We start from the raw sequence: 23,094 nt of genomic DNA, 5'->3' as shown, positions 1-23,094 counted from the left end.
TGGCAGCGCAGGCACGGGACTCCATCGGTCACGAAGCGTAGAGAACTCCGATGATCAATGGACCCGTGCCTGCTTGCTACCCCGGGGTCCCACCCGCCCAGACGCCCCACCTATTGCCGGTCGCTCTAAGGTGCCCTTCCTTGAAAGGTTTTTCGGTAGGTGGTGGGGGCGACGCCGACGCGGTGGTGCAGTTGCTGGCGTAGTGCGGCGGCGGTGCCGAAGCCGCTTCGGCGGGCGATCTGGTCGATGCTCAGATCGGTGCTCTCCAGCAGCAGCCGGGCGTGGTCGGTGCGTTCGCGCAGCAGCCACTGAGCGGGGCTGAGTCCGGTCTCGGCGCGGAACCGTCGGGTGAACGTGCGTACGCTCATCCGCGCCTGCCCGGCGAGGTCGCGCAGGTTGACCGGCTCGTGCAGCCGGTCGCGGGCCCACTCCCGGGCGGCGGCGGTGCTGGTGTCCGGGGCCTGCGGCACCGGGCGCTCGATGTACTGGGCCTGTCCGCCGTCGCGCCACGGTGGCATCACGCACCGGCGGGCGGCCTGGTTGGCGACCTGGCTGCCGTGGTCGGTGCGGACCACGTGCAGGCACAGGTCGATCCCGGCGGCGACCCCGGCGGAGGTGAGCACCCGGCCGTCGGCGACGAAGAGCACCTCGGGGTCGAGGTCGACCTTCGGGTACAGCTGACGGAAGCGGTCGGTGTAGGCCCAGTGGGTGGTGGCCCGGCGGTCGTCGAGCAGCCCGGCGGCGGCCAGCACGAACGCCCCGGTACAGATGGACATGATCCGTACGCCCCGGTCGTACGCGGCGCGCAGCGCTCCGACCACCTCGGGCTCGACCCCGCCGTGGCGCTGCGTCGCGTCGCCGTTCAAGCCGGGCACGATCACCGTGTCGGCCCGTTCGAGCAGTTCCAGCCCGTGGTCGGGGAGCACCTGGAAGCCGGCCGTACTGCGCACCGGTCGGCCGCCGGGGGTGCAGGTGTCGACGGTGTAGAAGTGCCGGTCGTCGGTGTCCCGGGCGGTGCGGAAGACCTGGGACGGGGTGCCCAGGTCGAGGCCGACCACCTGGTCGAGGGCGAGGACGGCGATGCGGTGCGGGGTCATGGCCCGATTATTGCGGAGGATGGCCTTCGGGCCACTCGCCGGAACGGTTGGTCCGGCCGCAGACTCGCCTGGTGAATCGACCTGTCCGCCTGCACCCGGCCTGGATCGTCGCCGCCGTCGCCTTTGTCGCGCTGGTCGGCGCCGCCGGCTTCCGGGCCACCCCGTCGGTGCTGTTGCACCCGCTGCACGCCGAGTTCCGCTGGCCGCTGGCCACCATCTCCGCAGCCGTCTCGGTGAACCTGCTGCTCTACGGGCTGACCGCGCCATTCGCCGCCGCGCTGATGGACCGCTTCGGCATCCGCCGGGTGGTGGCCGCCGCGCTGGTGCTGGTCGCCGCCGGCAGCGGGCTGACCGTGTTCATGACCGCCAGTTGGCAGCTCATCGCCGCCTGGGGGGTGCTGGTCGGACTGGGCACCGGCTCGATGGCGCTGGCCTTCGTGGCCACCGTGACCGGGCGTTGGTTCGTCCGCCGTCGGGGTCTGGTCACCGGCGTGCTCACCGCTGGCGGGGCCGCCGGCCAACTGGTCTTCCTGCCGGGGCTGGCGGTGCTGGTGGGCGCGTACGGCTGGCGGGCGGCGGCACTGGTCGTGGCCGGGGCGGCGCTGCTGGTCGTACCGCTGGTGTTGCGCCTGTTGCGGGAGCACCCGGCGGATCTCGGCCTGCCGCCGTACGGCGCGAGCGAGATCGTCGAGCCGGCCAGGCCGGCCGGTGGCGCCGCCGCCCGGGCGATCGGCGCGCTCACCCAGGCGGCCCGGACCCGGCCGTTCTGGCTGCTCGCCGCCGGCTTCGCGATCTGCGGCGCGACCACCAACGGCCTGGTCGGTACGCACTTCGTGCCGGCCGCCCACGACCACGGCATGCCGCAGACCACGGCGGCCAGCCTGCTGGCCCTGGTCGGCCTCTTCGACATCGTCGGCACGATCGCCTCCGGCTGGCTCACCGACCGGTACGATCCCCGGCTGCTGCTCGGCGCGTACTACGCGCTGCGCGGTGGGTCGCTGCTGCTCCTGCCGGGCCTGTTCGCGGCCACCACCGAGCCGAGCATGCTGGTCTTCGTCATCTTCTACGGGCTGGACTGGGTGGCCACCGTCCCGCCGACGGTGGCACTGTGCCGGGAGTACTTCGGCACCTCCGGTGCGGTCGTCTTCGGCTGGGTGTTCGCCTCGCACCAGTTCGGTGCGGCGGTGGCGGCCACGGGAGCGGGGCTGATTCGTGACCAGCTCGGCACGTACCACCTGGCCTGGTACGTGGCGGGGATGCTGTCGGTGGGCGCGGCGGTGCTGTCGCTGATGCTGCTGCGCCGACGCGGCGCCGCGTTCACCGAGCCGGTCCCGGTCGCCGCCGCGCCGAAGGCGTGGAGCTACCGGGACTGACCACGCCCGCGCTGCTCACGTTCGCGCGTGGCGTCACGGATGCCCTCCACCCAGCACGTCAAACATCCGCTGACCGTACCGGCGGACCGGCCGTTCGCGCAGTCCCGGCGCTACTGCAAGGTCCAGCGTTGGGCCGGGTTGCCGTCACAGGGGGCCTGGGTGAGGTCGTCGCCCGCAGCGGTGCCGCCGTCGTGGACCTGCGCGCACTTGCCACTGTGCACGGCCACCAGCAGGGTGCTGCCGTCGCCGACCGGTTGGAGCCGCCACTGCTGGTTGACCTCGCCGTGGCAGCCGAACTGCAGCAACCGGGCGCCGTCGTCGCCGCTGCCGCCCTCGACGTCGAGGCACTGGTTGTACGCGGCGTTGGTCAGCGTCACCGTGTCCGGGCCGAACGGGTTGACCACCCACTGCTGCTCCGGCCCGCCGGTGCACCCGGCCAGCTCGGCGACGGCCCGCTCGCCGCCCCCGTCCAGACCGAGGCACAGGTCCGAGCCGACACCCCGGATCACCTTGGGGCCGGTGGCCGGGGCCGGATCGGTGGTGGCGGAGGCGCTGGGCTCGGGCGACTCCGTGCTGGGTGGCGGCGGTTCCGCCTCGGTCGGACTCGGAGCGGCCGAGGGCGGGCTGCTCACCGTCGTGGCCGGCGGCGGGTCGCCGCCGCCGAGCACCCCGGTGGCGAACAGCACCCCGACCAGGACGCCGACCACCCCGACCGCCAGCGCCGCGTGCAGCAGCGGGTCGCGGGGCAGGCCGGCACGGCGGGTTCCGTAGACGGTGCCCGGTCCATCGGTTTCCGACATCCCGGCATCCTGGCCCACGCCGGCCGGCGGGGGCCAGCCGCCCCCGACGGCGGTGATTCAGTCGACGACCCGGACGTCCTTCCAGAAGGCGACCCGGTCGCGGACCAGTTCCGCCTCCGGCAACGGTTGGGGGTAGTACCAGACCGCGTCGGCGCTGGTCTGGCCGTCGTGTTCGAGCGTGTAGTAGGAGGCGGTGCCCTTCCACGGGCAGAAGGTGTGGGTGTCGGAGTCGCGGATCAGGTCCTTGCGCAGTGCGGCCCGGGGGAAGTAGTGGTTGCCCTCCACCACCACGGTGTCGTCGCTCTCGGCGACGACCAGGTCGTTCCAGACGGCTTTCGGCATGGCTCCCACGCTATGTCGCCGGACCGCGAACCGGTATCGCGTCCACGGAACAACGGTGTGTTCGACCCGCCGCTACCGCGAACGTGCGGTGTTGACCTCCAGTGTGGAGTTGGCGAGCCGGCGCTGCGGGCCGGGCCCGCAGCGGCTGCTGCTGCGGCGCGCGGAGCTGGGATGACGCCTGCCGGGCGGGCCGTCGGGCGGCTGCGAAATGCTCCTGATGGACCTCCCGCGCGACGCACCCGTGGCGCGTAAAGTGATCCCATGTGCGCTGTGCGTGATCATGAGCTGGCGGTGGCCCAGCTGCGACGGTCGTACGAGGCGGTGCCAGCGGGCCAACCGGTCCGGTTGGCCAAGCGCACCTCCAACCTGTTCCGCCCGCGCAACGCCCCCCGCGCGGCCGGGCTGGACGTCAGCGGGCTTGCTGCGGTGCTGGACGTCGATCCGGTCGCCCGGACCGCCGACGTGCAGGGCATGTGCACCTACGAACGGCTGGTCGACGCGACGCTCGCCCACGGGCTGATGCCGCTGGTGGTGCCGCAACTGCGCACCATCACCCTGGGTGGGGCGGTGACCGGGCTGGGCATCGAGTCGACCTCGTTCCGTAACGGACTGCCGCACGAGTCGGTCGTCGAGCTGGACGTGCTGACCGGCGCCGGGGAGGTGATCAGCGCCCGGCGCGACGGTGCGCACGGCGACCTGTTCGCCGCGTTCCCCAACTCGTTGGGCAGTCTCGGCTACGCCACCCGGCTGCGCATCGAGCTGCAACCGGTCCGGCGGTACGTCGCCCTGCGGAACGTGCGGTTCACCGACCTGACCGAGTTGACTGCCGCGATCGGCCAGATCACCGCGAGCCGCAGCTGGGACGGCGAGCCGGTGGACGCGTTGGACGGGGTGATGTTCAGCCCCGACGAGGCGTACCTGGTGCTGGGTAGCTTCACCGACGACGTGCCGGCGGTTTCCGACTACACCGGGCAGGACATCTACTACCGCTCGCTGCGTCGGCGCCAGCGCGACGCCCTGACCACCTACGACTACCTGTGGCGCTGGGACACCGACTGGTTCTGGTGTTCGGCGGCGTTCGGCGTGCAACACCCGGTGGTGCGGCGGCTCTGGCCGGCGCGGTGGCGGCGCAGCGACGTGTACCACCGCATCGTCCGGCTTGAGCACCGGCACCAGGTGGCCGCCCGGATCGACCGCTGGCGCGGCCAGCCGGCCCGGGAGCGCGTCGTGCAGGACGTGGAGATCCCGCTGGAGCGTACGGCGGATTTCCTGCACTGGTTCGCCCGGCGGGTGGGGATGACGCCGGTGTGGCTGTGTCCGCTGCGGCTGCGTGAGCCGGCGGGCACCGGATCGGCCCGGTCCTGGCCGCTCTACCCGCTGCGGTCGGGACAGGACTACGTCAACATCGGGTTCTGGGGGAGCGTGCCGATCGCCGAGGGCGCCGCTGACGGCGACGTCAATCGGGAGATCGAGCGCGCGGTGTCGGAGGCGGGCGGGCACAAGTCGCTCTACTCCGACGCGTACTACGACCGGGATTCGTTCGACCGGCTCTACGGCGGCGACACGTGGCGTGCCGTGCGGGACCGGTACGACCCGGAGCATCGGCTCACCGGACTGTACGAAAAGGCGGTAGCACGAGCATGAGCGAGCGGAGTGAGCGAATCATCAGGCTCAGCGTGGATGAGGCTCATGGTGGCACGGAGCAAAGCGGAGTGTTGGCATGAGTCTGACCGACCGAGAGCAGGGGGCGGCCGGCGCTCCCGCCACGCCACCGGCGGGCGGCGGGCGGCGTGGACCAACCGTGGCGGACGTCATCCGGGCGGTGACGGCAGGGCCGCTGCCGGTCCGGGTCACCGGCTACGACGGCAGCGTTGTGGGCCCGGCCGACGCCGGCATCACTTTGGCGATCCGTTCCGAGCGGGGACTGTCGTACCTGCTCACCGCCCCGGGTGACCTGGGCATGGCGCGGGCGTACGTCAGTGGGGATCTGGCCCTGGAGGGCGTGCACCCGGGCGACCCGTACGAGGCGTTGCGGGTGCTCAAGGACGAGCTCCGGGTGCGCCCACCGGCGTTGGCCGACGGGCTGGCGCTGGTGCGCGGGCTGGGCTGGGAGCGGCTGCTGCCGCCGCCGGCCCCGCCACAGGAGGCGCTGCCCCGCTGGAAGCGGGTCATGGGCGGGTTGCGGCACTCGCGGACCCGCGACAGCACTGCCATCTCGCACCACTACGACGTGTCGAACGCCTTCTACGAGAAGGTGCTCGGGCCGTCGATGACCTACACCTGCGCGGTGTTCCGCAGCCCCGACGACACCCTGGAGCAGGCCCAGGCCAGCAAGTACGACCTGGTTGCCAGCAAGCTCGCGCTGCGGCCGGGGATGCGGCTGCTGGACGTGGGCTGCGGTTGGGGCGGCATGGTGCGGCACGCGGCCCGCGAGTACGGCGTCAAGGCGCTCGGGGTGACGCTGTCCCGCGCGCAGGCACAGTGGGCGCAGGCGGCGATCGAGCGTGAGGGGCTGACCGGGCTGGCCGAGGTGCGGCACCTGGACTACCGGGACGCGCCGCCCGAGCAGTTCGACGCGGTCTCCTCGATCGGCTTGACCGAGCACATCGGGGTGCGCAACTACCCGGCGTACTTCGGGTTCCTGCGTGATCGGCTGCGGCCGGGAGGGCGGCTGCTCAACCACTGCATCACCCGGGCGGACAACCGGGCGCCGCACCGCTCCGGCGCGTTCATCGACCGGTACGTCTTTCCGGACGGCGAGTTGGCCGGGCCGGGCCGGGTGATCAGTGAGATCCACGATGTCGGGCTGGAGGTGCACCACGAGGAGAACCTGCGCCAGCACTACGCGCTGACCCTCGCGGCCTGGTGCCGCAACCTGGTGGAGCACTGGGACTTCTGCGTCGGCGAGGTGGGTGCCGGCACGGCCCGGGTGTGGGGGCTCTACATGGCCGGGTCGCGATTGGCCTTCGAACGCAACGGCATCCAACTGCACCAGGTGTTGGCAACCCGCAACCCCCCGGACGCGGTAAGCGCCTACCCCCTCCGCCCAGACTGGCTGCCCTGACCCCGACCCCCGCGGTCTTGCACTTCTCGTCGGTGCGAATCACTGCGAAAGGTGCGAATTGCCGACCGAAAGTGCAAGATCGCGGGGAGTGGGGGTGGGGCGGGGCTATCGTGGCGGGTCGTGACGAGTAGCGAGCAGCGACTGGCCGAGATTCGGGGTGGTCTGCCGCCGCGACGGCACAACGCCCGGACGATCGCGGCGTTGACCGGTAACCCGGGTTGCCGGCGCCGGGCGATTCTGGACGGCGCCGGGGTGGACAAGCCGGCGTTGGCCGAGCGGATCGGTTTTCCCGCTGGGTTCGGGCAGTCCCGCTTCGCCATCACCCGGGGCAACGTGTTCGAGGCGCAGGTGAAGGCGGACGGCGGTGCCGAGCTGCTGCGACTGGTGGCGGAGCGACTCGGCGTACCGGTGCCGACGGTGGCGAGCTGGACCGACCTCGGTGACGGCGACGAGGTGGCCGGCCGGGAGCAGCGTTCCGCCGCCCTCCTGACCGCCGCCGTCACGCCGGACGCCAGCGAGCCGGCGGCGCTGTTCGATCACCCGCTGCTCGGGCTGGACGTCGCCGGTCGGCGGGTGCACCTGGAGCCGGACCTGGTGGCCGCGCGGCTGGGCGGCCGGTTCCACGTGGTCGAGATCAAGTCGTTTCCGGTTGTCGACGGGCAGGCCGATCCGGCCAAGCTGGCCGCGGCGGCGGTGCAGTCAGCGGTGTACGTGCTGGCCCTGCGGGAACTGCTCGCCGCGCGCGGGCTCGATCCGCAGTTGGTGTCGCACGAGGTGGTGCTGGTCTGCCCGCGCGACTTCACCAACCAGCCGGTGGCGCACCTGCTGGACGTCCGCAAGCAGGTGCTGGTGGTACGCCGGCAACTGGAGCGGATGGATCAGCTCGACGAGTTGCTGGCAGCCGCACCGGCCGACTTCACCGCCGATCCGGCCGCCGCCACGGCGACGTTGGTCGCCGGGTTGTCGCAGGTGCCGGCCAGGTACGCCCCGGACTGCCTGGCCAGCTGCGAGTTGGCGTACTTCTGCCGGCACGAGGCGCGTGGGCAGACCGGCACGCTGGGTCGCCCGGTCCGTGAGGCCCTCGGCGGGATCGACAGCGTGGCGGAGGTTCTGGCGCTCGCCGCCGGGGAGCCGGTCGCCGACCCGCAGCGGGAGGAAGCAGCCGGGCTGCTGCGTACCGCCGCCCGGCTGCGCGCCGACGCCATCGGAACGCCGGTATGAGCGGGCGGGGCGTCCGCGTCAGCGTGTCGGGAGGGGTGGCGTGAGCACGTTGCGGGCGCTGGCGGCGGCGCAGGCCGTGGCGGCCGGGGTGGCCCAACCGGTGGCCACCGTCCGGCACCTGCACCTGTCGCGGCGGCCGCTGGTGCTGGTGCCGCTGGCCATGGCCGGTGAGGCGAACGCGCCGCTGGCGGCGATGGTCGGCGCGGCGTCCGGCGAGGCGCGGCTGCTGATCGTGCCGCAGCCGCGCAACCGGGACCAGCGGTTCGCGTTCGTCGCCGAGCTGGCCGCCAGCGTGCTGCCGTACGTGGCCGCGCATCGCGGCGCCAACGAGGCGGTCTCGGTCGACCGGGGGCGCGACGTGCGGTACCGGTATCTCGACGCGCCGCAGGTGCTGGTGCCGAATCCCGCCGGGGTGACGTTCCTGCGGCTGCTGGGTCGGGCCACCCGGTTCCGGCGGACCGACGGCGAGTATCCGGTGCCGGCGTCGGTGCCGCTGCTGGGGCGCTGGCTGACCTTCTTCGCCGAGCGGGCCGAGCATCCGGGCTCGGCGACGCTGGTGGCGATGACGCAGGCGTTGAGTCTGCACTGGGCGACCGGGCAGAGCGCGGTGGAGGACCTGCACCTGCCGGCCCTGCTCGGGTGGATCGCCCCGCCGGCCGGGCTGACCGGCGCCGAGGCGGCGGCCCGGGCCGAGGACCCGATGCGTTGTCCGCCGGCCGGCCCGGCCACCGACCCGGGTTTCGACAACGAGCGGCTCGCCCCGGCCATCGAGGCGTACGCCGCCGCCGAGTCGGACACCGTCGCCCGGGCCGCGGCGTACGCGGAGTTGGAGAAGCTGCTGCGCGACCAACTGACGCCCACCTGGGAGCTGATGTGGCGCGCGGTGGGTCTGCTGCGGGCCCTGCCGGCCGGCGCCCGGGTGGCCGGCCGGTGGGACGGCGACCGGGACGCCTTCACCGCCCACGCCGAGCACGTCGACGCCGACGGCGCACCCCAGCCGCGCCGCGACGGTGCGGTGGCGGCTGCCGCCCGGTTGCATCGGCTGGAGCGGGCCGCGGCGTTGTACGCGGTGCAGCGCGCGTACGACGACCCACTGGTGATGGCCGAGTACCGGCTGACCGGGGAGGCGTTCGTCGGCGAGGTGCTGCTGGCGGATCCGGCGCGGGTCGACGACAGCGGCCGGCGGCCGGTGCTGCGCCCACGGATCCAGTTGGTGACCACCGATCCGATGCTGGTGCCGGTCGGTGCGACGCTGTCCAGTCCGGTGCGGCCGGGACAGAAGGCGCGGGTGATCTACGTGACCCCGGCGGCCGACGGCAAGACCGAGGTGGTGCTGGAACTCTCCGGTGGGATGGGTCGCGGGCTGACCGCGACCCCGGGCAGCGTGCCCGAGGTGGGAGAGCGGCTGTGCTACACCACGCTCAGTGAGGCGTACGTGCCGAGCGGGACGTTTCCGGCGGTGGAGGAGACCCCGTGGACCCACGGTGGCCCGCCCGCTGCCAGCCCACCCGCCGACGTGCCGGCGGCCAGCGGCGGGAAGCCGGCCGGTGACGCGCCGGAGGCCGACGAGGGGTGGGTGTAGACATTCGGTCGTGCCTTCGTCGCGCAGGGTACCCGGGCGTGCCGGTTGCCCGTGACGGTCCGGCTGGTGACGGCGGTGAATGGCGTGAAAGGGCCGTCGGGTTGTGGACTCCGACCGGCTGGATCTGGCGGTGCGGTCGTACGCGTGGCTAGGCTTTCCGGGTTTGCCAGGACCGGTCCTCGCCGTCGAGGGTTGCGCGAACGAGAGAAAGCCGGAGCGATCGCTGTGTCGCGAAAGGACATCGAGCAGGCGATTGGACGGTCGGCCGGGCAGGTCCGGGCCGGCCGGGCGGGCGTGCTCGCGGCCGGCACGGTGGTGGCCGTCGAGGCGGTCTGGTTGGCCCTCGACCTGCCGGAGCAGGCGCTGGTCAGCGACCTCGGTGCGATCACCGTGGCGGCATGGGCGGCCCTGGCCTGTGTCGGTGCCGCCCGCCGCCACCCACAGCCGCTGCGCCGGTTCTGGCTCCTGCTCGCGGCCACCATGCTGCTCTCGCTCGCCGGGCGAGCACTGTGGACCTCGCAGCGGCTGGTCGGCGACGAACTGCCGCACACGTTGCCGATCGGGTTGATCTTCACGGCGAGCCTGGCCACCGGGACGGCCGCTCTCCTGTGTTCGGTCGCCGCGCCGCGTACCCCGCTGGGGCGGGCCCGGACCCTGCTCGACGGGGTGATCGTCGGGCTGGCGTTGATCCCCATCGGCTGGCTGCTGCTGTTCCGCAACGTCGCCCTGGCGGACCTGCACGAGCCGCTGCGCTACGCCGGCCTGCTCTACCCGCTGTTCGACCTGATGCAGTTGACCATCCTGGTCGCGGTGATCGGGCCGGGCCGGCCGGTGTGGCGTCCGTTGACGCTGCTCGGCGTGAGCCTGACCGTGCGCGCGGTGGCCGACGCGATGTACGTGTCGTTGGTGGCCGCCGGCACCTACCAGGTCGGCACCCTGATCGACGTGCTCTGGCCGCTGAGCTACCTGCTGATCGGCGCGGCGGCCCAACTCGCTCCGCCCCGGCACGTGCACCGCGACGACGAGGCGGGTGAGTCACCGTTGCCGCCACGGTGGCGGGTGGCGCTGCCGTACCTGCCGGTGGGTGGGGCGATCGTGGCGGCGCTGCTGGCTCAGCAGCCCTCCGGGCACAGCCCGCTGCCGGTCTTCGTGGCGCTGTTGGCGCTGTTGGCGGCGCTGGCGTTGCGGCAGAGCCTCGCGGCGAACGAGAACCTGCGTCTGGTGGGTCGGCTGCGGCAACTCGCCTACGTCGACCAGCTCACCGGGCTGCCGAACCGGTTGGCGTTCATCCGCCGGCTGCGGACCGTCCTGGGCGGCCCGCAGCCGGTCGCCGTACTGCTGCTCGACCTGGACGGCTTCAAGCAGGTCAACGACCGGTTCGGGCACAGCACCGGTGACACGCTGCTGACCGGGCTGTCCCGCCGGATGCGTCGCGCGGTCGCCGACGACGGCATGATCGCCCGGATCGGTGGCGACGAGTTCGCGGTGCTGGTCACCGGGCGGACCGCCGCGCCGGAACGGCTGGCGGAACGGTTGCTGGCGGCGCTGCATCCGTCGGCCGGCGAGGAGGTCGTCGGCGTGCATCCGTCGGCGAGCATCGGCATCGCCGAGTACGGGCCGCAGCATGTCACGTACACGGATCTGTTGCGCGACGCCGACATCGCGATGTACGCGGCCAAGGCGGCCGGCAAGTCGGCGTACCGGCGGTGCACCCCGGCGTTGCGGGAGTCGGCGGTGAGCCGCGCGGAGCTGATCGCCGACCTGCGGCGGGCGGTCGACGAGCAGCAGTTGCTCCTGGAGTTCCAGCCGATCGTGGATCTGGCCACCGGCACGGTACGCAGCGCCGAGGCGCTGGTGCGGTGGCAGCATCCCCGGTTGGGCACGCTCAGCCCGGCCCGGTTCCTGCCGCTGGCCGAGGAGACCGGGCTGATCCTGCCGATCGACCGGTGGGTGATCCGTGAGGCGTGTCGGGCGGCGGCCACCTGGCAGGACCGGATCCCAGCGGCGACGGTCGCGGTGAACATCGCCGCGGCGCACCTGCGCCGGCCGGATCTGATCGCCACGGTCACCGAGGCGACCGCCGGCGCCGGGCTGGCGCCTCGGGCACTGACCCTGGAGCTGACCGAGTCGGCGTTGATCGAGGGCAGCGACGCGGTGCTGGACCGGCTGAGCCAGCTACGCGAGTTGGGCATCCGGATCGCCATCGACGACTTCGGCACCGGCTACTCGTCGCTGAGCTATCTGCACCGGATTCCGGCCACCGAACTGAAGATCGACCGGTCCTTCGTGGCCCGGCTCTCCGAGGACACCCGGGCGTACGCGACGGTGGAGATGGTGACCCGGCTGGCCGGCGCGTACGGCCTGGGTGTGGTGGCCGAGGGGGTGGAGACCGACCGGCAGCACGACGCGGTCGCCGCGATCGGCTGTGTGCAGGGCCAGGGCTACCGGTACGGGCGTCCCGCCGCCCTGGCCGAGCTGCGTACCGTGTTGGCCCGCTCCGGGCCCCCGGACGTGAACGGCGTCGCAGAATCGGACTTGACCCTCACGTAACGGCAGGCGGGACCGTGGTTCCCGGAAGGGAGGGAACCATGGCTTACACGGTGGGTCAGGTGGCCAGGCTGGCCGGGGTGACCATCCGAACGCTGCACCACTACGACGAGATCGGGCTGCTGGCACCGAGCGGGCGCAGCAGCGCCGGCTACCGCCGCTACGGCGACGCGGACCTGGAACGGCTACAGCTGGTCCGGTACTACCGTGAGTTGGGGTTCCCGCTGGAACAGATCGCCGAGATCCTCGCCGACCCGGCGAGCGATCCGGGCGCGCACCTGCGCCGCCAGCACGAGCTGCTGACGGTACGGATCAAGCGGTTGCAGGAGATGGTCGCGGCGATCGAGTTCGCGATGGAGGCGAGCAAGTTGAACATCCAACTCACCCCGCAGGAGCGCTTCGAGGTGTTCGGTGACTTCGATCCCGACGCGCACGCCGAGGAGGCGGAGCAGCGTTGGGGCGGCACCGAGGCGTACCGGGAGTCGAACCGGCGCGCGTCGGGCTACACCAAGGCGGACTGGCTGCGGTTCAAGGCCGAGACCGAGGACTGGGGGCGGCGGATCGTGGCGCTGATGTCCTCGGGTGCACCGGCGGACAGTCCGGCGGCGATGGAGCTGGCCGAGGAACACCGGCAGCAGATCAGCCAGTGGTTCTACGAGTGCTCGTACGAGATCCACACCGGGCTGGCCGACATGTACCTCGCCGACGAGCGGTTCCTGGCTCATTACGAGGCGATGGCGCCGGGACTTGGCCAGTACCTGCACGAGGCGATCCACGCCAACGCGATCACCCGGGCGTGACGGGGAGCAGGTTCGGGAACCGGGAATGTCGGGGCGGGAGAGTATGACTGGCGTGGTCGATGTCCCGAGCTGCGGAGGTCTCTCGTGTTGGTAGTCGCCGGTTCGCTCTACGTCGATCCCGTCGAGCGGGACGACTACCTGGCCACCTGCGCCGAGATCGTCCGGCAGGCCCGGTCCGCGCCCGGCTGTGTCGACTTCGCCATCAGCCCGGATCTGATCGAGCCGGGACGGATCAACGTCTACGAGCGGTGGGAGTCCGACGAGCAACTGCTGGACTTCCGTGGCTCCGGTCCGGCACCGGAACAGCAGGTCGCTCTCGTCGGCGCCGAGGTGCACAAGTTCCGGATCAGCGCGGTCGAGTCTCCCTGAGCACGTACCGGGGTGCGGCCGAGGAGTCCGTCGGCCGCGCTTCGGCGGCGCGGGGTCGGGCGGGCCGGGGAGGACCCGCCCGACTCCGCTGTCATTGGTGGCCCGGCGGCGTGCCGGACGCCCGCCCGTTCGGCGGGTGGTGGGTGGCCTGACTGGACGGGCGACCGGAGTGCGCCGTGACCGGCGGCTCGGGATGGTTGCTCGGTGGCCCGCCGTGCGGATGCGCGCCGGGTCCGGTGCCCGTCGGGCCGGGACTGGGGCGCCCGGAGCTTCCCGGTGGGGTCCGCGTGCTGGCCGCGCAGTACGCCTCGACGTGCTCGATGCCGCCGGCCGCGGCGACCAGGTCGGCGAAGGCCGGGTTCTCCAGGGCCTTGCCCGGGGCCGCACCGATGCGGGCGTACGCCTGGCAGTGCAGCAGGTGCGCCGGCATGGGGCTGCCGGCGGCGTTCACGACCGGGCCGGCGGACGGGGACACCGAACCGCCGCCCGGCGCGGCGGGGTGGGGTGGGCCCGGAACGTACGGGGCCGGGGCGTGCGTGGCGGGCGGGGCGGCGGGCGTACCGATCAGGGGGGTGGGCAGCGCGCCGGTGCCGGCGGCCAGCGCCACACCGCCGAGCCCGGTGGCGGCGACGACGATGGTGGCCTTGACGGTGAGCGTTCGGGCCAGTGCTTTCCGCAGCGGAGTCGGTTCCGGCAGCCCAGGAGTGGGGACGAAGTCGGCCGTGGCGAGGAAGGCCGCCACCGCGGCCTGTTCGCCGGCCAGTTCGTACGGTCGGGCCGGGCCGCACAGTGCACGCAGCGTGCCGGCGAGCCGGCCGGCCCTGCTGAGGGCGACCAGATCGCCGTCGAGGAGCAGTTCGGCGGTGTTCCGGTCGATCCGGCGGGTCGGGGTACTCATCTCGTGGCGCCGTTCGTCATCCACCCGCCAGCCCTCGGCCACGGGTTCCGTCAACTAGTTCGATTGATTGGCGTCACCGCCGCCGGATGCGTCACACCTGGCGGCGGCCAGGATGGCGAGGCGGACGGTAGCGGCACGCGGGACGTCCGCAGCAAAACCACCAACTCGTCCTTATTGGTCCACCGATCGGGTAATTCGCCCGGTGTTGGCCGTGTCCATCGTGGTGCCCTGCGCCGTTAACACTGTGACACCCCTTCTGATGGCCTGCGGTTGGTGGCATGCGCGGCGAAGGAGTCGGCGTGGCGAGGACTGATTCGACGGGTTCGACGTGGCGGTACCGGTGGGCGCGCCGGCAGAACGAGCGCCGGCTGCGGCTGTTCCGCAGCGCCGAGGGAAGCTGGCGGCGACGCGACGACGAACTGCGCCGGCTGCGTACGCTCGCCGAGCAGTGTCACGGCTCCGCCGCTGCCGGCGATGGTCTACTGCTCGAACTGGCTCCCGACGAGATGGTGCTCCGGGTGGTGCCGGCCGCCCAGTTGGTGGAGGTACGGCACACCGCCGTCCTGCCCGCCCCTGACCTGACCGTCGGCGTGCGGCACGGTCGGCTGCGCCGCCGTCTCCCCGACGGCGTGCGGGTCACCGATGCCGGCATGGCGGTGGTCACCAACCGGCGGCTGGTGCTGCTCGGGGGACGCGGCCGACGAGACTGGGCGTACGGGCGGATCAACGGCCTGGCCCACGACCCGCGGGCGCCGGTCACCCTGATCCAGGTGCTCGACCGGCGGCGCACCTCCGGGGTGCTGCTGCCCGCCGACGTGGCGGCCGAGTTCCGGTTCCTGCTCACCCTGGCCTTTGCCGACGCCATCGAGCAGCGCGACGCGGTCATCGCCCAACTCGACGAGTTGATCGCCGAGCACACCAGGGCCCGCCCGTCCCGGCCGCGCATCGCCACGCCGGCACAGGCCCGACTGTTGGCGCTGCTGCCCGGCGGCCGGCGGGCCGCAGTGGTCGCGGCGGCCCTGGCCGTACTGGTGCCGCTGGCGCTGGTCAACTCCGGCCCGTCGGATCCGACCGGCCGGGAAACCGCCGTCGCCGCCACCCCGGCACCGGCCGTCGCCGTGTCGATGGCTCCCCTCGCCACCGGCTCGCCGAAGCCACGTCGACCCAGCCCCACGCCCCAGCGACGCTGCGGCGCCCCAGCCAACCCGCTGGGGTACGGCTTCTGTGACGGTGCGCAGATCCGCAAGCCCGACCCGAAGGTGTGCGACCACTTCGACTGTGTGCCGGGCTTCTGGGAGGGCCGGGGTTACCTGGTGCAGTGCGCCAACGGCAAGATCAGCTTGGCCGGCGGCAGCCCTCGGGCCTGCCGGTTGCACGGCGGCGTCCGCCGCACCGTCTCCACCTGACCCACTGCCGGGCACCGGCCCGCTCTGATCGGCCGAAGACCGGCCCGCTCTGGTCTACCGGCCCACACAGCGCCCGGCCACTTCGAGCGGCCGGGCGTCGGCCGGGCGGCGCGGTTGTCCTACTCGGGCGCGTGGCAGACGGCCTCGACGTTGTTGCCGTCCGGGTCGCGGACGAACGCGCCGTAGTAGGTCGGGTGGTATTCCGGCCAGACCCGGGGGGCGTGCAGCACCTGGGCGCCCGCCGCCACCGCCGCGTCGTGGAAGGCCCGCACCGAATCCCGGTCGACGGCGGTGAACGCGATGTGGCTCTCGGGCCCGGCGTCGCCGCCGGCCGGGCTGAGCCAGAAGTCCGGCTTGTCGCTGCCGTAGCCGACGGCCTGCGGATATTGCAGCATCCGGCGGGCGCCGAGGGCGGCCAGAACCGCGTCGTAGAACGTGATGCTGGCGTCGAGGTCACGGACCTGGATGCCGAGATGGTCGAGCATCTGCTGCCTCCGGCGGAGTGTTGCGGGAGTGGGGCTGTCGCCGAGGCTAGGACCAGGGTGTGACAGATCCGGCGGGACACCTCACGGCGGCAGGTCGTTGCCCCGACGCGAGTCGCCTGGTCTGATGCGCCCATGGGAGTCGCCGAGGTCAACCGCACCATCGAAGCCGCCGACTGCGCCGCCGGGGTGCCGCCGAGGCGGTGAGAAAACCTTCCCGAAAAAATCCCGCCGTCGTGTCGAATCCGGGTCGGGTCGCCCGAAGCGTCAGTGACAGTCGGTCCGAGAAGCGGCCCGGCACACCGGCGGACGGCCGGCAGGCTTCGCCTGATCGAGGAAACCAGGAAAGGCACGACGATGCGCTTCATGCTCATGCACAAGCTGGACGACACCAAGCCCGAGCTGTGGAACCCTGACCCGGCGTTCATCGCCCGGATGGGAACCTTCATGGCGGAGGCGAACCAGTCGGGCGTGCTGCTCGCCGGTGAGGGCCTGCGCCCGAGCAGCGTGGACGCCGGCCGGATCACCGTCACCGATGGCAAGAAGACCGTGACCGACGGGCCGTTCGCCGAGACCAAGGAACTGGTCGCCGGGTTCGCACTGCTCCAGGTCCGCGACAAGGCCGAGGCCATGCACTGGGGTCAGCGGTTCGTCGACCTCTTCGTCGAGTCCGGCGCCGAGGTCGAGGTGGAGATCCGCCGGGTGGCGGAGTGGGAGGACCTGGTGCCGCCGGCCTGACCGGCGAGCCATCGCCGATCGTCGGCGCACGGGCAGCCCGCGATCAGCTGTCCCGGCGGCGACGATCGGCGGCGCTCACCCTGGCCCGCCGCCGCTGACGCCCGGTTCGCCGGCCAGTTCGGCCGAGAGGCGATCCAGGTACGCGTCGACCTCGGCGGTGTAGTACCCGCGCAGGGTGGGGGGCAGCGCCGTGCGGGCCGTGTCGATCTGCGTCTTGATCGCGCTTCGTTGCGCCGGTACGCCGGAGGCGAGCGCGGTCTGACCCAGCTCGACCAACTCGTCCACCCGACGCATGTCGTAGCCACGTAGCGAGATGGTGAACGACGGCAGCTCCAGCCCCGTCGGATGCTGACGGGCGTCGAGGAACCGGCGACCGCCGAATCGGGCCAGGGCCGCCGCCACCTCGGCGGCCGGCTGCCGCACCGTGCCGAGATCGAGCAGGGCCAGCCCTTCCCGCCCGTCGATCGGACTACGCCCGGTGAGCGGCCGATCGACGGCGCCGGTCGCCGGCACGAGCAGTAGCGACGGCGACGAGCCGGCGACCGCTGCCGGTTGACTCAGGACGATCGCGTCGATCTCGTGCCACGGCACCATCCGGTTGAGGCCGGCGACCCGTAGGTCCAGCCCGTCGGCACCGATCCGGAACCGGAACGGTCGGAGCGCGGCGGTGACCATCCGTACACCGAACACCACCGCGGCCACGGCCACCGCGGCCGTCATGACAGTCGGCGAGTCCGCCCACCACAGCAAGGCCGGGCCGAGAAGAAGAAGTATCACGCCGAGCGGCAGCGAGGGACGGATCCGGGTCAACTCCATTTCGGCAAACTAGCCGAGCGGCACCTGGACCGCGACGTCGTGCTTCGGGTAGTACGACTCGAACTGGTCGGCGCCGTACTTGTCGCAGAACATCGCCACGATGTTCGCTACCTGGTCGGCGTCGGTGATCGGGGTGGCGCTCGAACTCAACGCGGTGCCGTCGACCGCCAACTGCACCATCGGGGTCTGCCGGACGTTCTTGTACCACTGGCTGTCCGAGCCGGTCACCGGCACCAGGAACACGTTGTCGTCCGCCTGCACGAACCACACCGGGCGGGCGATCTGCCGTCCGGTCCTGCGGCCGGTCACGGTCAGTTCGACCTCGCGTACGCCCGACAGTGCGTCACCCATCGCGTTGGTCATGGTGTCCTCCGGCAGCTTGCCCCCGACGATGCCCTCGTCAGTCAGGGTAGGGAGCGTGCCGGGCGGGCGTCGTCGGTTCCGGGACCTCATCCCCGAAACGGAAACTCCCGGTGCCGCGACGCGGCACCGGGAGTTCCTGTCAGCCGTGGGTCAGCTCAGCGGTGCGCCGCCGGGCTGGACCACGTTGTTCACCGTCAGGGTGTACGGCGCGTACTGGGTCACCTGCTCGGTCGGCTCGTCGTAGGCGACGATCGCGACCACCTTCGGGAAGGCCAGCAGGGCCAGCGTCGGGGCCGCACCGAGGGTGAAGCTCGACTTGCCGTTCACCTCGTACTGGTAGGCGATCTTGTTCTTCTCGTCCAGACCGACGAACCGGACGTTCCAGTTCGCCACCGGCGTCGGGAAGACCTCCGACGGCGAGTCGAACGGGGCCAGGCTCGACCCGTCGCTGACCAGCGTGCCGCCGACGGTGACGTCGTCGACCAGCAGGCCACCCTCGTTGACCCCGCCGTCGCTGACGTACCGGAAGCTGAGCAGGATGCTCTGCCCGGCGTACGCGGACAGGTCGAACGAGTGCGGCTCGAAACCGGCGGTGGTGCCGTTGAGCGCCGGGCCGAGCGGACCGCCGACCGTCTTGTCACCGGCGATCGGCGTGTACGACTTGCCACCGTCGGTGGAGACGCTGACGTAGCCGTAGTCGTAGCCGGCCTCGGCGCCGTACTTCGCGAGGAAGGTCAGCGTCGGGTTGGCGGCCGGCACGGTCACCGGAGTGACGGCGGCGACGTCGAGGCTGTTGCCGTTGCCGGACCAGAGCACCGAGTTGCCCGGACGGTCCGGGTCGTTGGCCACCGTCTGCCAGGCCAGCGGGATCGCCGGCAACGTCTTCGCGCCCTGGAACTTGACCGAGCGCAGGTCACCCCGGCCCAGCGGAGTGCCGTTGGCCTTGCGTAGCTGGACGTAGTCGGCGCCGTTGGGTGCCGCGCCCGGCGTCGCGTAGGAAGCCGGGTTGGCCAGGTTGACCGTGGCGTTGAGGCTGGCCGTGGTCACCCGCCGCTTGTCGACACCGAGCATGATGCCGAGCTTCGAGTTGCCCACGACCCGGTCGACCAGGTTCATCGTCTGGTAGTCGTGGATCACCTTGTACATGTCCTTGACGCCCTCGTCGGCGAGCGCCGCCTTCAGGCTGGCCAACCCCTGGAGGTCACCGTCGCGGTGCAGCCGGGAGATGAAGTCCAGGCCGTACCGGTCGTAGAGGAACAGGATGAACGAGTAGACGTTGCCGTAGTCGGCGAGCACCCCACTGGACGTGCTGCCCTCGTTCCACAGGTTGATCGAGTTCTCTGGGCCACCGCAGTCCCGGGGATTGGTGTTGTAGTCCGTCTGGACCGTACCGAAGCCCTGGAAGCAGTGGATGTGGCTGTCCGTGCCGGGCTGGTCGACCCGGGCCCGGGTGTCCACGTAGCCGGCGAGGGTCTGGACGAAGTCCGACAGTCCCTCGTTCAGCCACACCGTCTCGAACGGGTCGGCGTAGTAGTGCGCCAGGTGCTGCCACTCGTGGATGAACGTGCCCTCGTAGAGGTTCGGCCGCGCCGGCCGGGAGGTGCACAGGTCGTCGGTGGGCTCGTTCGGCGGGTTCGCGCCGGTGCGGTGCGCCCAGTCGAACGCGTCCACCGTCATGATGTTGCGGTCGAGTAGCTCGTTGAAGAGCGAGAAGTGGAACCCGGCGATGTAGCTGGGCGCCGCCGGGAAGTCGTAGAAGTTGTCGTCCCGTACGTTGTCGACCAGGGTGACCGTCCGGTTGCCGGCACCGCTGTAGTCACCGGCGATCTGCGCGTTGCTGCCGTCCCGCTCCGGCGGGGTGCTGAACGCGGCGACCGACTTCGGGTACATGTTCGTGTCGAACTCGTTGACCAGGTGCGCCACCTGCGCGTCGGTGACGGTCGTCGAGTTCGGAATCTGCCGGCGGCAGTCACCCTCCGGGAACTCGGTGTCGTTGGCGACCCACACCTCGATGTTGTCGCCCACCCCCCGCAGCGTGTACGGCTTCAGGTAGATGATGCCCTGGTAGTCGTCGAGCGCCAGCCACTGGCGTACGGTCCCGACCGGCGGCGTGTCCGCGGCGGCCTGCGTCCGGCGGGACTGCGCCTGCGGCTGGTACTGGGTCGGCAGCTCGACCGGCTTGCCGTTGAAGGTGAAATCCTTGCGGGTCAGCTCGCGGATGTCATTCGCGAGCCCGGTGGCCGGTGCCGGAGCGGGCTTGGCCGCTGCGGTGACCGGGCTGGCCGCCGCCGGCTGGGCGACGACGAGGAACGGTAGGACGATGGCGCTGGCTGCTATCCCCGCAAAGCGGCGTCGTGCCACGAAACCTCCTCATGAGTGGGAGAGCCGGGCCCTGGCTGAGCAGGCGCACCGGATCTACGCACGCTGATCGAGCGTCTTCGTATCCTCAACACACGGGCATCGATCAGGCAAGGGGTACACGCCCCTGGATGGCGTTCCGGCTGCTGCCGGCATCCACCCGGCGATCGGGTCGGCATCGTGCGCACGCCTCCGGCCCAGGACACCAGGGCCCTGGGCCGGAGTCATGCCCGGACTGTCGGTCTTGCGGATCAGCCGAAGTTCACGTCACTGCACCACATGTACGCCTGGTCCAGGTGCGATGCCTGCCAGATGACGAAGAGAATGTGGTGTCCGGTGTAGCCGGAGGTCGAGACGTTGAACGAGATGTTCTGCGCCGGTGCGTAGCGTCCGGTCTGCGTGATGAAGTCGAGGTTTCCCCACCCGAGACGCTGGGTGGTGGGGTTGAACCCCTGCTTGCTGACGTAGACCCGGAAGTAGTCGGCGCCGTGGCTGGCCTGGTCGTACAGCTGGACGGTGAAGTTGCGACTGATATTGGTCACCTTCCAGGCGCCCGGCTGGTTCAGGCTGTTGTTCCTGGAAAGGCCGTTGCTGCACAACTGGCCGTCCGGAGTGCGGGCCTGGAATTGCCCGCCGAGGCCGTCCCGCAGGGCGCTCATCCAGTTCCACATGGTGTCGGGGTTGGCCTGGAACGCCTGCCAACACATGGGGTCCTGTTGCTGCATGGCCGGGTTCATGTGATTGTTGCCCCAGGTCTTCCAGCATTGGTATGCACGAGACTGCGGGTTGATGATGGTGCCGTGGGCTTGGGCCGTGCCGGCCCAGGGCAGCATGCCGACCACCATGGCGAGTAGCAGGACGAGCGCTCGGACGGGCTGGCGGATGGCTGACCGGGATTGCCGGCCGGATTGATCGGGCTTGTGTGAACGCACGGTTCATCCTCCGTTCTAGGGCCTCCAAGGTCGAAATGGGAGCGCTTCCAACGCAGTATTGCACCTATCGCCCGAAACATCAACGATAGTCAATTGATATTGAGATGGGGAGAGTTTGGCCCGGCTCGTCGGCATGGGCCGGTCGTCATGGAATGTAGATTGACCAGCCTCAATGCGTAGTTCGTGGCTGATCTCCGCTGGTCGGACCGCGATCGCTCGTCCGCGCGCGGAGGGACGACACTGTGGACTTACCCTGGCTGGCTCGTATTCATGCGCCGACCGGTCCACCATCCCCACCGTCCGATCGATGAGACCTCGCCGATTGTCGATGGCCGGACCGGACCTTCGGCTGCCATCAGGGCCATTCAGCGGAACCTCCGGCGGGCCCGAATGCGGCATCGTGCCAGAGGTCGTCACGATCGCGGGACATCCGGCGGGTTCATCGGAGGGGGCTGCTGATGGCAGAGCTGCCGAACACAGGATCAGATTGGCGTACGCGCTGGGCGGCACGCGAGAACGCCAAGCGGCAGAACGCGTACCGCATGATGGCTGACGGGTGGTCCCGGCGAAACAGCGATCTCGCGAGCATGCGGTCCGCGGCGGTGAACTATCAGGCGCATTCACAGGCGCCGGCAGGTGTGCTGATCGATCTTCGTCGGGGCGAGGCGGTGTACCACACCATCCCGGCCGCCCAAATGATCGAGGCGCCGCAGTTCGCCAACCTGCCGGCGGTGACGCCCGATCTGGTGGCAAGCCCCGCCGAAGCGCTCACTCGGCCGTTGCCGGAGGGGATCAGGCTGATCGACGCCGGCACGGTGGTGGTCACCGACCGCCGGGTGGTCTTTCTCGGCGCCAGGGGCAAGCGCGAGTGGGCGTACGCCAAACTGGCCGGGCTGCTGCATGACCGCAGTTCGCCGTACACCCTCATGCACGTTGTCAACCGGCAGCGGATATCCGGCCTGTACCTGCCGTCCGCCAGCGCACCCGGCTTCCGCTTCAACCTGGCGCTGGCGCTGGCCGACGCCCGTAAGCAGCGGCCCGCCCTCATCGCCCAACTCGACGGCATGTTGGCGCAACATCGTCGTGCGCAGCCCGCGCCGCCCGCCCTCGTCACTCCGGCTGCGGCTCCCGCGACGGCGCGGATTCCCGGCGGTATGGCGAGCATTGCCGCGATGGTGCTGTTCGCGCTCTGCGCGTTCGGTGGCGTACTCCAGGTGGTCGCCGGGACCTCGGCGCCGCAGACCGCGTCACCGAACTCCTCCGCCGCCGGGGTTCGCATCGACGCCCTGCCGGTGCCTTCCGTGACCCCGGAGGCCGCCTCGGGCCTACCCACGCCGACGGCCCCCTCGTCGTTGTCGGGTTCCCCGACGCCGATCGATTCGCTGCTGCCGACGACGACCCCGACTTTGTCGGCGCCGACCAGGTCGCTGCCGCCACCGACCAAGGCGTCCGCGGCGCAGACCAAGGCTCCGGCCACGCCGACATCGGCTACGGCTCCCGCCGCCCCGACCTCAGCCACGCCGCCGGCGACCAGGAGCCCGAAGCCCAAGCCGACGACCGCGTCACCAACGCCAAAGAAGGTCGACCTCTGTGGTGCCCCGCAGAATCCGTACGGCTACAACTTCTGCGGCGGCTCGTACATCTACTCTCCGGCGTCCGGTGTTTGCTCGTACTTCAGGTGCATCGACAACTTCTTCAACGGCAAGGGTTACCTGATCCAATGCAACGACGGCATGGTCAGCATGTCCGGGGGCCGGCGCGGTGCCTGCTCCTACCACGACGGCGTCCGGCGCCCGGTCTACAAGTGACGGCCGGCGGTTGGCAGCGCGGCACTAGGTTCTGTCTCGGATCTTGGTACGAATCGGCCCCGATGAGGGCCGATTCGTACCAAGATCCGCGAGACAGA

At 71.3% G+C, this 23,094-nt stretch carries 20 protein-coding genes; 11 read left to right on the top strand and 9 right to left on the bottom strand.

Annotated features, from left to right (window positions below; translation table 11 throughout):
- Positions 1–125 precede the first annotated feature (125 nt).
- Entirely contained in the window at positions 126–1,097 is a 972-nt protein-coding gene (locus E0H26_RS26385) for a GlxA family transcriptional regulator (protein ID WP_131308446.1), read from the bottom strand.
- Positions 1,098–1,168: 71 nt separating this feature from the next.
- Between E0H26_RS26385 and E0H26_RS26380 the strand changes: the two genes are divergently transcribed.
- Entirely contained in the window at positions 1,169–2,470 is a 1,302-nt protein-coding gene (locus E0H26_RS26380; RefSeq protein WP_131308443.1) for an MFS transporter, read from the top strand.
- Positions 2,471–2,580: 110 nt separating this feature from the next.
- Here E0H26_RS26380 and E0H26_RS26375 read toward each other — a convergent pair whose 3' ends face one another.
- Together E0H26_RS26375 and E0H26_RS26370 are read right to left on the bottom strand one after the other, a co-directional pair.
- A complete protein-coding gene (locus tag E0H26_RS26375) occupies positions 2,581–3,270 on the bottom strand; it encodes an RICIN domain-containing protein (protein ID WP_131308440.1) in 690 nt (229 codons plus the stop codon).
- A gap of 57 nt (positions 3,271–3,327) precedes the next feature.
- A complete protein-coding gene (locus E0H26_RS26370) occupies positions 3,328–3,612 on the bottom strand; it encodes a DUF427 domain-containing protein (protein WP_131308436.1) in 285 nt (94 codons plus the stop codon).
- Between the two features lie 261 nt (positions 3,613–3,873).
- On the opposite strand from E0H26_RS26370, the gene E0H26_RS26365 reads away from it, so the two are divergent.
- The 7 genes from E0H26_RS26365 (at position 3,874) to E0H26_RS26335 (ending at position 13,195) form a co-directional block, all read left to right on the top strand.
- A complete protein-coding gene (locus E0H26_RS26365; RefSeq protein ID WP_131308433.1) occupies positions 3,874–5,256 on the top strand; it encodes an FAD-binding oxidoreductase in 1,383 nt (460 codons plus the stop codon).
- A 76-nt stretch (positions 5,257–5,332) separates the two neighbouring features.
- Positions 5,333–6,676 (top strand): class I SAM-dependent methyltransferase, encoded by a 1,344-nt coding sequence (locus E0H26_RS26360; protein WP_131308430.1) that lies wholly within the window; start codon positions 5,333–5,335, stop codon positions 6,674–6,676.
- Between the two features lie 120 nt (positions 6,677–6,796).
- Positions 6,797–7,897, top strand: coding sequence for a hypothetical protein (locus E0H26_RS26355; RefSeq protein WP_131308427.1), 1,101 nt, complete (start codon positions 6,797–6,799; stop codon positions 7,895–7,897).
- Positions 7,898–7,937: 40 nt separating this feature from the next.
- Positions 7,938–9,479: a hypothetical protein gene (locus E0H26_RS26350; RefSeq protein ID WP_131308424.1), complete on the top strand. Its 1,542-nt coding sequence runs from the start codon at positions 7,938–7,940 to the stop codon at positions 9,477–9,479.
- A 225-nt stretch (positions 9,480–9,704) separates the two neighbouring features.
- Positions 9,705–12,029: a putative bifunctional diguanylate cyclase/phosphodiesterase gene (locus tag E0H26_RS26345; protein WP_131308420.1), complete on the top strand. Its 2,325-nt coding sequence runs from the start codon at positions 9,705–9,707 to the stop codon at positions 12,027–12,029.
- 38 nt (positions 12,030–12,067) lie between these two features.
- Positions 12,068–12,826: a MerR family transcriptional regulator gene (locus E0H26_RS26340; protein ID WP_131308417.1), complete on the top strand. Its 759-nt coding sequence runs from the start codon at positions 12,068–12,070 to the stop codon at positions 12,824–12,826.
- A gap of 84 nt (positions 12,827–12,910) precedes the next feature.
- Positions 12,911–13,195, top strand: a complete 285-nt coding sequence (locus E0H26_RS26335) for a putative quinol monooxygenase (RefSeq protein ID WP_131308414.1) — start codon at positions 12,911–12,913, stop codon at positions 13,193–13,195.
- 91 nt (positions 13,196–13,286) lie between these two features.
- On the opposite strand, the gene E0H26_RS26330 is transcribed toward E0H26_RS26335, so the two are convergent.
- A complete protein-coding gene (locus tag E0H26_RS26330; RefSeq protein ID WP_131308411.1) occupies positions 13,287–14,093 on the bottom strand; it encodes a hypothetical protein in 807 nt (268 codons plus the stop codon).
- Between the two features lie 299 nt (positions 14,094–14,392).
- Here E0H26_RS26330 and E0H26_RS26325 point away from each other — a divergent pair, with 299 nt between their 5' ends.
- On the top strand, positions 14,393–15,499 hold the full coding sequence (locus E0H26_RS26325) for a hypothetical protein (RefSeq protein ID WP_131308408.1): 1,107 nt from the start codon (positions 14,393–14,395) through the stop codon (positions 15,497–15,499).
- Positions 15,500–15,618: 119 nt separating this feature from the next.
- Here the strand turns inward: E0H26_RS26325 and E0H26_RS26320 are convergent, their stop codons facing one another.
- Entirely contained in the window at positions 15,619–15,984 is a 366-nt protein-coding gene (locus E0H26_RS26320) for a VOC family protein (protein ID WP_131308405.1), read from the bottom strand.
- A gap of 363 nt (positions 15,985–16,347) precedes the next feature.
- Between E0H26_RS26320 and E0H26_RS26310 the strand changes: the two genes are divergently transcribed.
- On the top strand, positions 16,348–16,719 hold the full coding sequence (locus E0H26_RS26310; RefSeq protein WP_240742390.1) for a YciI family protein: 372 nt from the start codon (positions 16,348–16,350) through the stop codon (positions 16,717–16,719).
- 75 nt (positions 16,720–16,794) lie between these two features.
- On the opposite strand, the gene E0H26_RS26305 is transcribed toward E0H26_RS26310, so the two are convergent.
- From E0H26_RS26305 to E0H26_RS26290, 4 genes are all read right to left on the bottom strand, one after another.
- Positions 16,795–17,535 (bottom strand): DivIVA domain-containing protein, encoded by a 741-nt coding sequence (locus tag E0H26_RS26305; protein WP_131308400.1) that lies wholly within the window; start codon positions 17,533–17,535, stop codon positions 16,795–16,797.
- Between the two features lie 9 nt (positions 17,536–17,544).
- Positions 17,545–17,898: a nitroreductase/quinone reductase family protein gene (locus tag E0H26_RS26300; RefSeq protein ID WP_131308397.1), complete on the bottom strand. Its 354-nt coding sequence runs from the start codon at positions 17,896–17,898 to the stop codon at positions 17,545–17,547.
- Between the two features lie 150 nt (positions 17,899–18,048).
- Positions 18,049–20,259 carry a choice-of-anchor J domain-containing protein gene (locus E0H26_RS26295; RefSeq protein WP_240742389.1) on the bottom strand — a complete coding sequence of 737 codons (2,211 nt, stop codon included), beginning with the start codon at positions 20,257–20,259 and terminating at the stop codon, positions 18,049–18,051.
- Positions 20,260–20,507: 248 nt separating this feature from the next.
- Positions 20,508–21,188 (bottom strand): lytic polysaccharide monooxygenase auxiliary activity family 9 protein, encoded by a 681-nt coding sequence (locus E0H26_RS26290; RefSeq protein WP_206025372.1) that lies wholly within the window; start codon positions 21,186–21,188, stop codon positions 20,508–20,510.
- 458 nt (positions 21,189–21,646) lie between these two features.
- Between E0H26_RS26290 and E0H26_RS26285 the strand changes: the two genes are divergently transcribed.
- Positions 21,647–22,996, top strand: a complete 1,350-nt coding sequence (locus E0H26_RS26285) for a hypothetical protein (protein WP_131308394.1) — start codon at positions 21,647–21,649, stop codon at positions 22,994–22,996.
- Positions 22,997–23,094 lie beyond the last annotated feature (98 nt).

The sequence above is a fragment of the Micromonospora zingiberis genome, assembly GCF_004331455.1.
GTDB lineage: Bacteria > Actinomycetota > Actinomycetes > Mycobacteriales > Micromonosporaceae > Micromonospora > Micromonospora zingiberis.
This window is presented reverse-complemented; position numbering and strand designations above follow the sequence as displayed.

What these genes read in the sequence shown, in the direction of transcription:
- E0H26_RS26385 (WP_131308446.1), bottom strand. Translation starts at nt 1,097, where the DNA reads ATGACCCCGCACCGCATCGCCGTCCTCGCCCTCGACCAGGTGGTCGGC.
- E0H26_RS26375 (WP_131308440.1), bottom strand. Translation starts at nt 3,270, where the DNA reads ATGTCGGAAACCGATGGACCGGGCACCGTCTACGGAACCCGCCGTGCC.
- E0H26_RS26370 (WP_131308436.1), bottom strand. Translation starts at nt 3,612, where the DNA reads ATGCCGAAAGCCGTCTGGAACGACCTGGTCGTCGCCGAGAGCGACGAC.
- E0H26_RS26365 (WP_131308433.1), top strand. Translation starts at nt 3,874, where the DNA reads ATGTGCGCTGTGCGTGATCATGAGCTGGCGGTGGCCCAGCTGCGACGG.
- E0H26_RS26360 (WP_131308430.1), top strand. Translation starts at nt 5,333, where the DNA reads ATGAGTCTGACCGACCGAGAGCAGGGGGCGGCCGGCGCTCCCGCCACG.
- E0H26_RS26340 (WP_131308417.1), top strand. Translation starts at nt 12,068, where the DNA reads ATGGCTTACACGGTGGGTCAGGTGGCCAGGCTGGCCGGGGTGACCATC.
- E0H26_RS26330 (WP_131308411.1), bottom strand. Translation starts at nt 14,093, where the DNA reads ATGAGTACCCCGACCCGCCGGATCGACCGGAACACCGCCGAACTGCTC.
- E0H26_RS26320 (WP_131308405.1), bottom strand. Translation starts at nt 15,984, where the DNA reads ATGCTCGACCATCTCGGCATCCAGGTCCGTGACCTCGACGCCAGCATC.
- E0H26_RS26310 (WP_240742390.1), top strand. Translation starts at nt 16,348, where the DNA reads ATGCTCATGCACAAGCTGGACGACACCAAGCCCGAGCTGTGGAACCCT.
- E0H26_RS26305 (WP_131308400.1), bottom strand. Translation starts at nt 17,535, where the DNA reads ATGGAGTTGACCCGGATCCGTCCCTCGCTGCCGCTCGGCGTGATACTT.
- E0H26_RS26300 (WP_131308397.1), bottom strand. Translation starts at nt 17,898, where the DNA reads ATGACCAACGCGATGGGTGACGCACTGTCGGGCGTACGCGAGGTCGAA.
- E0H26_RS26285 (WP_131308394.1), top strand. Translation starts at nt 21,647, where the DNA reads ATGGCAGAGCTGCCGAACACAGGATCAGATTGGCGTACGCGCTGGGCG.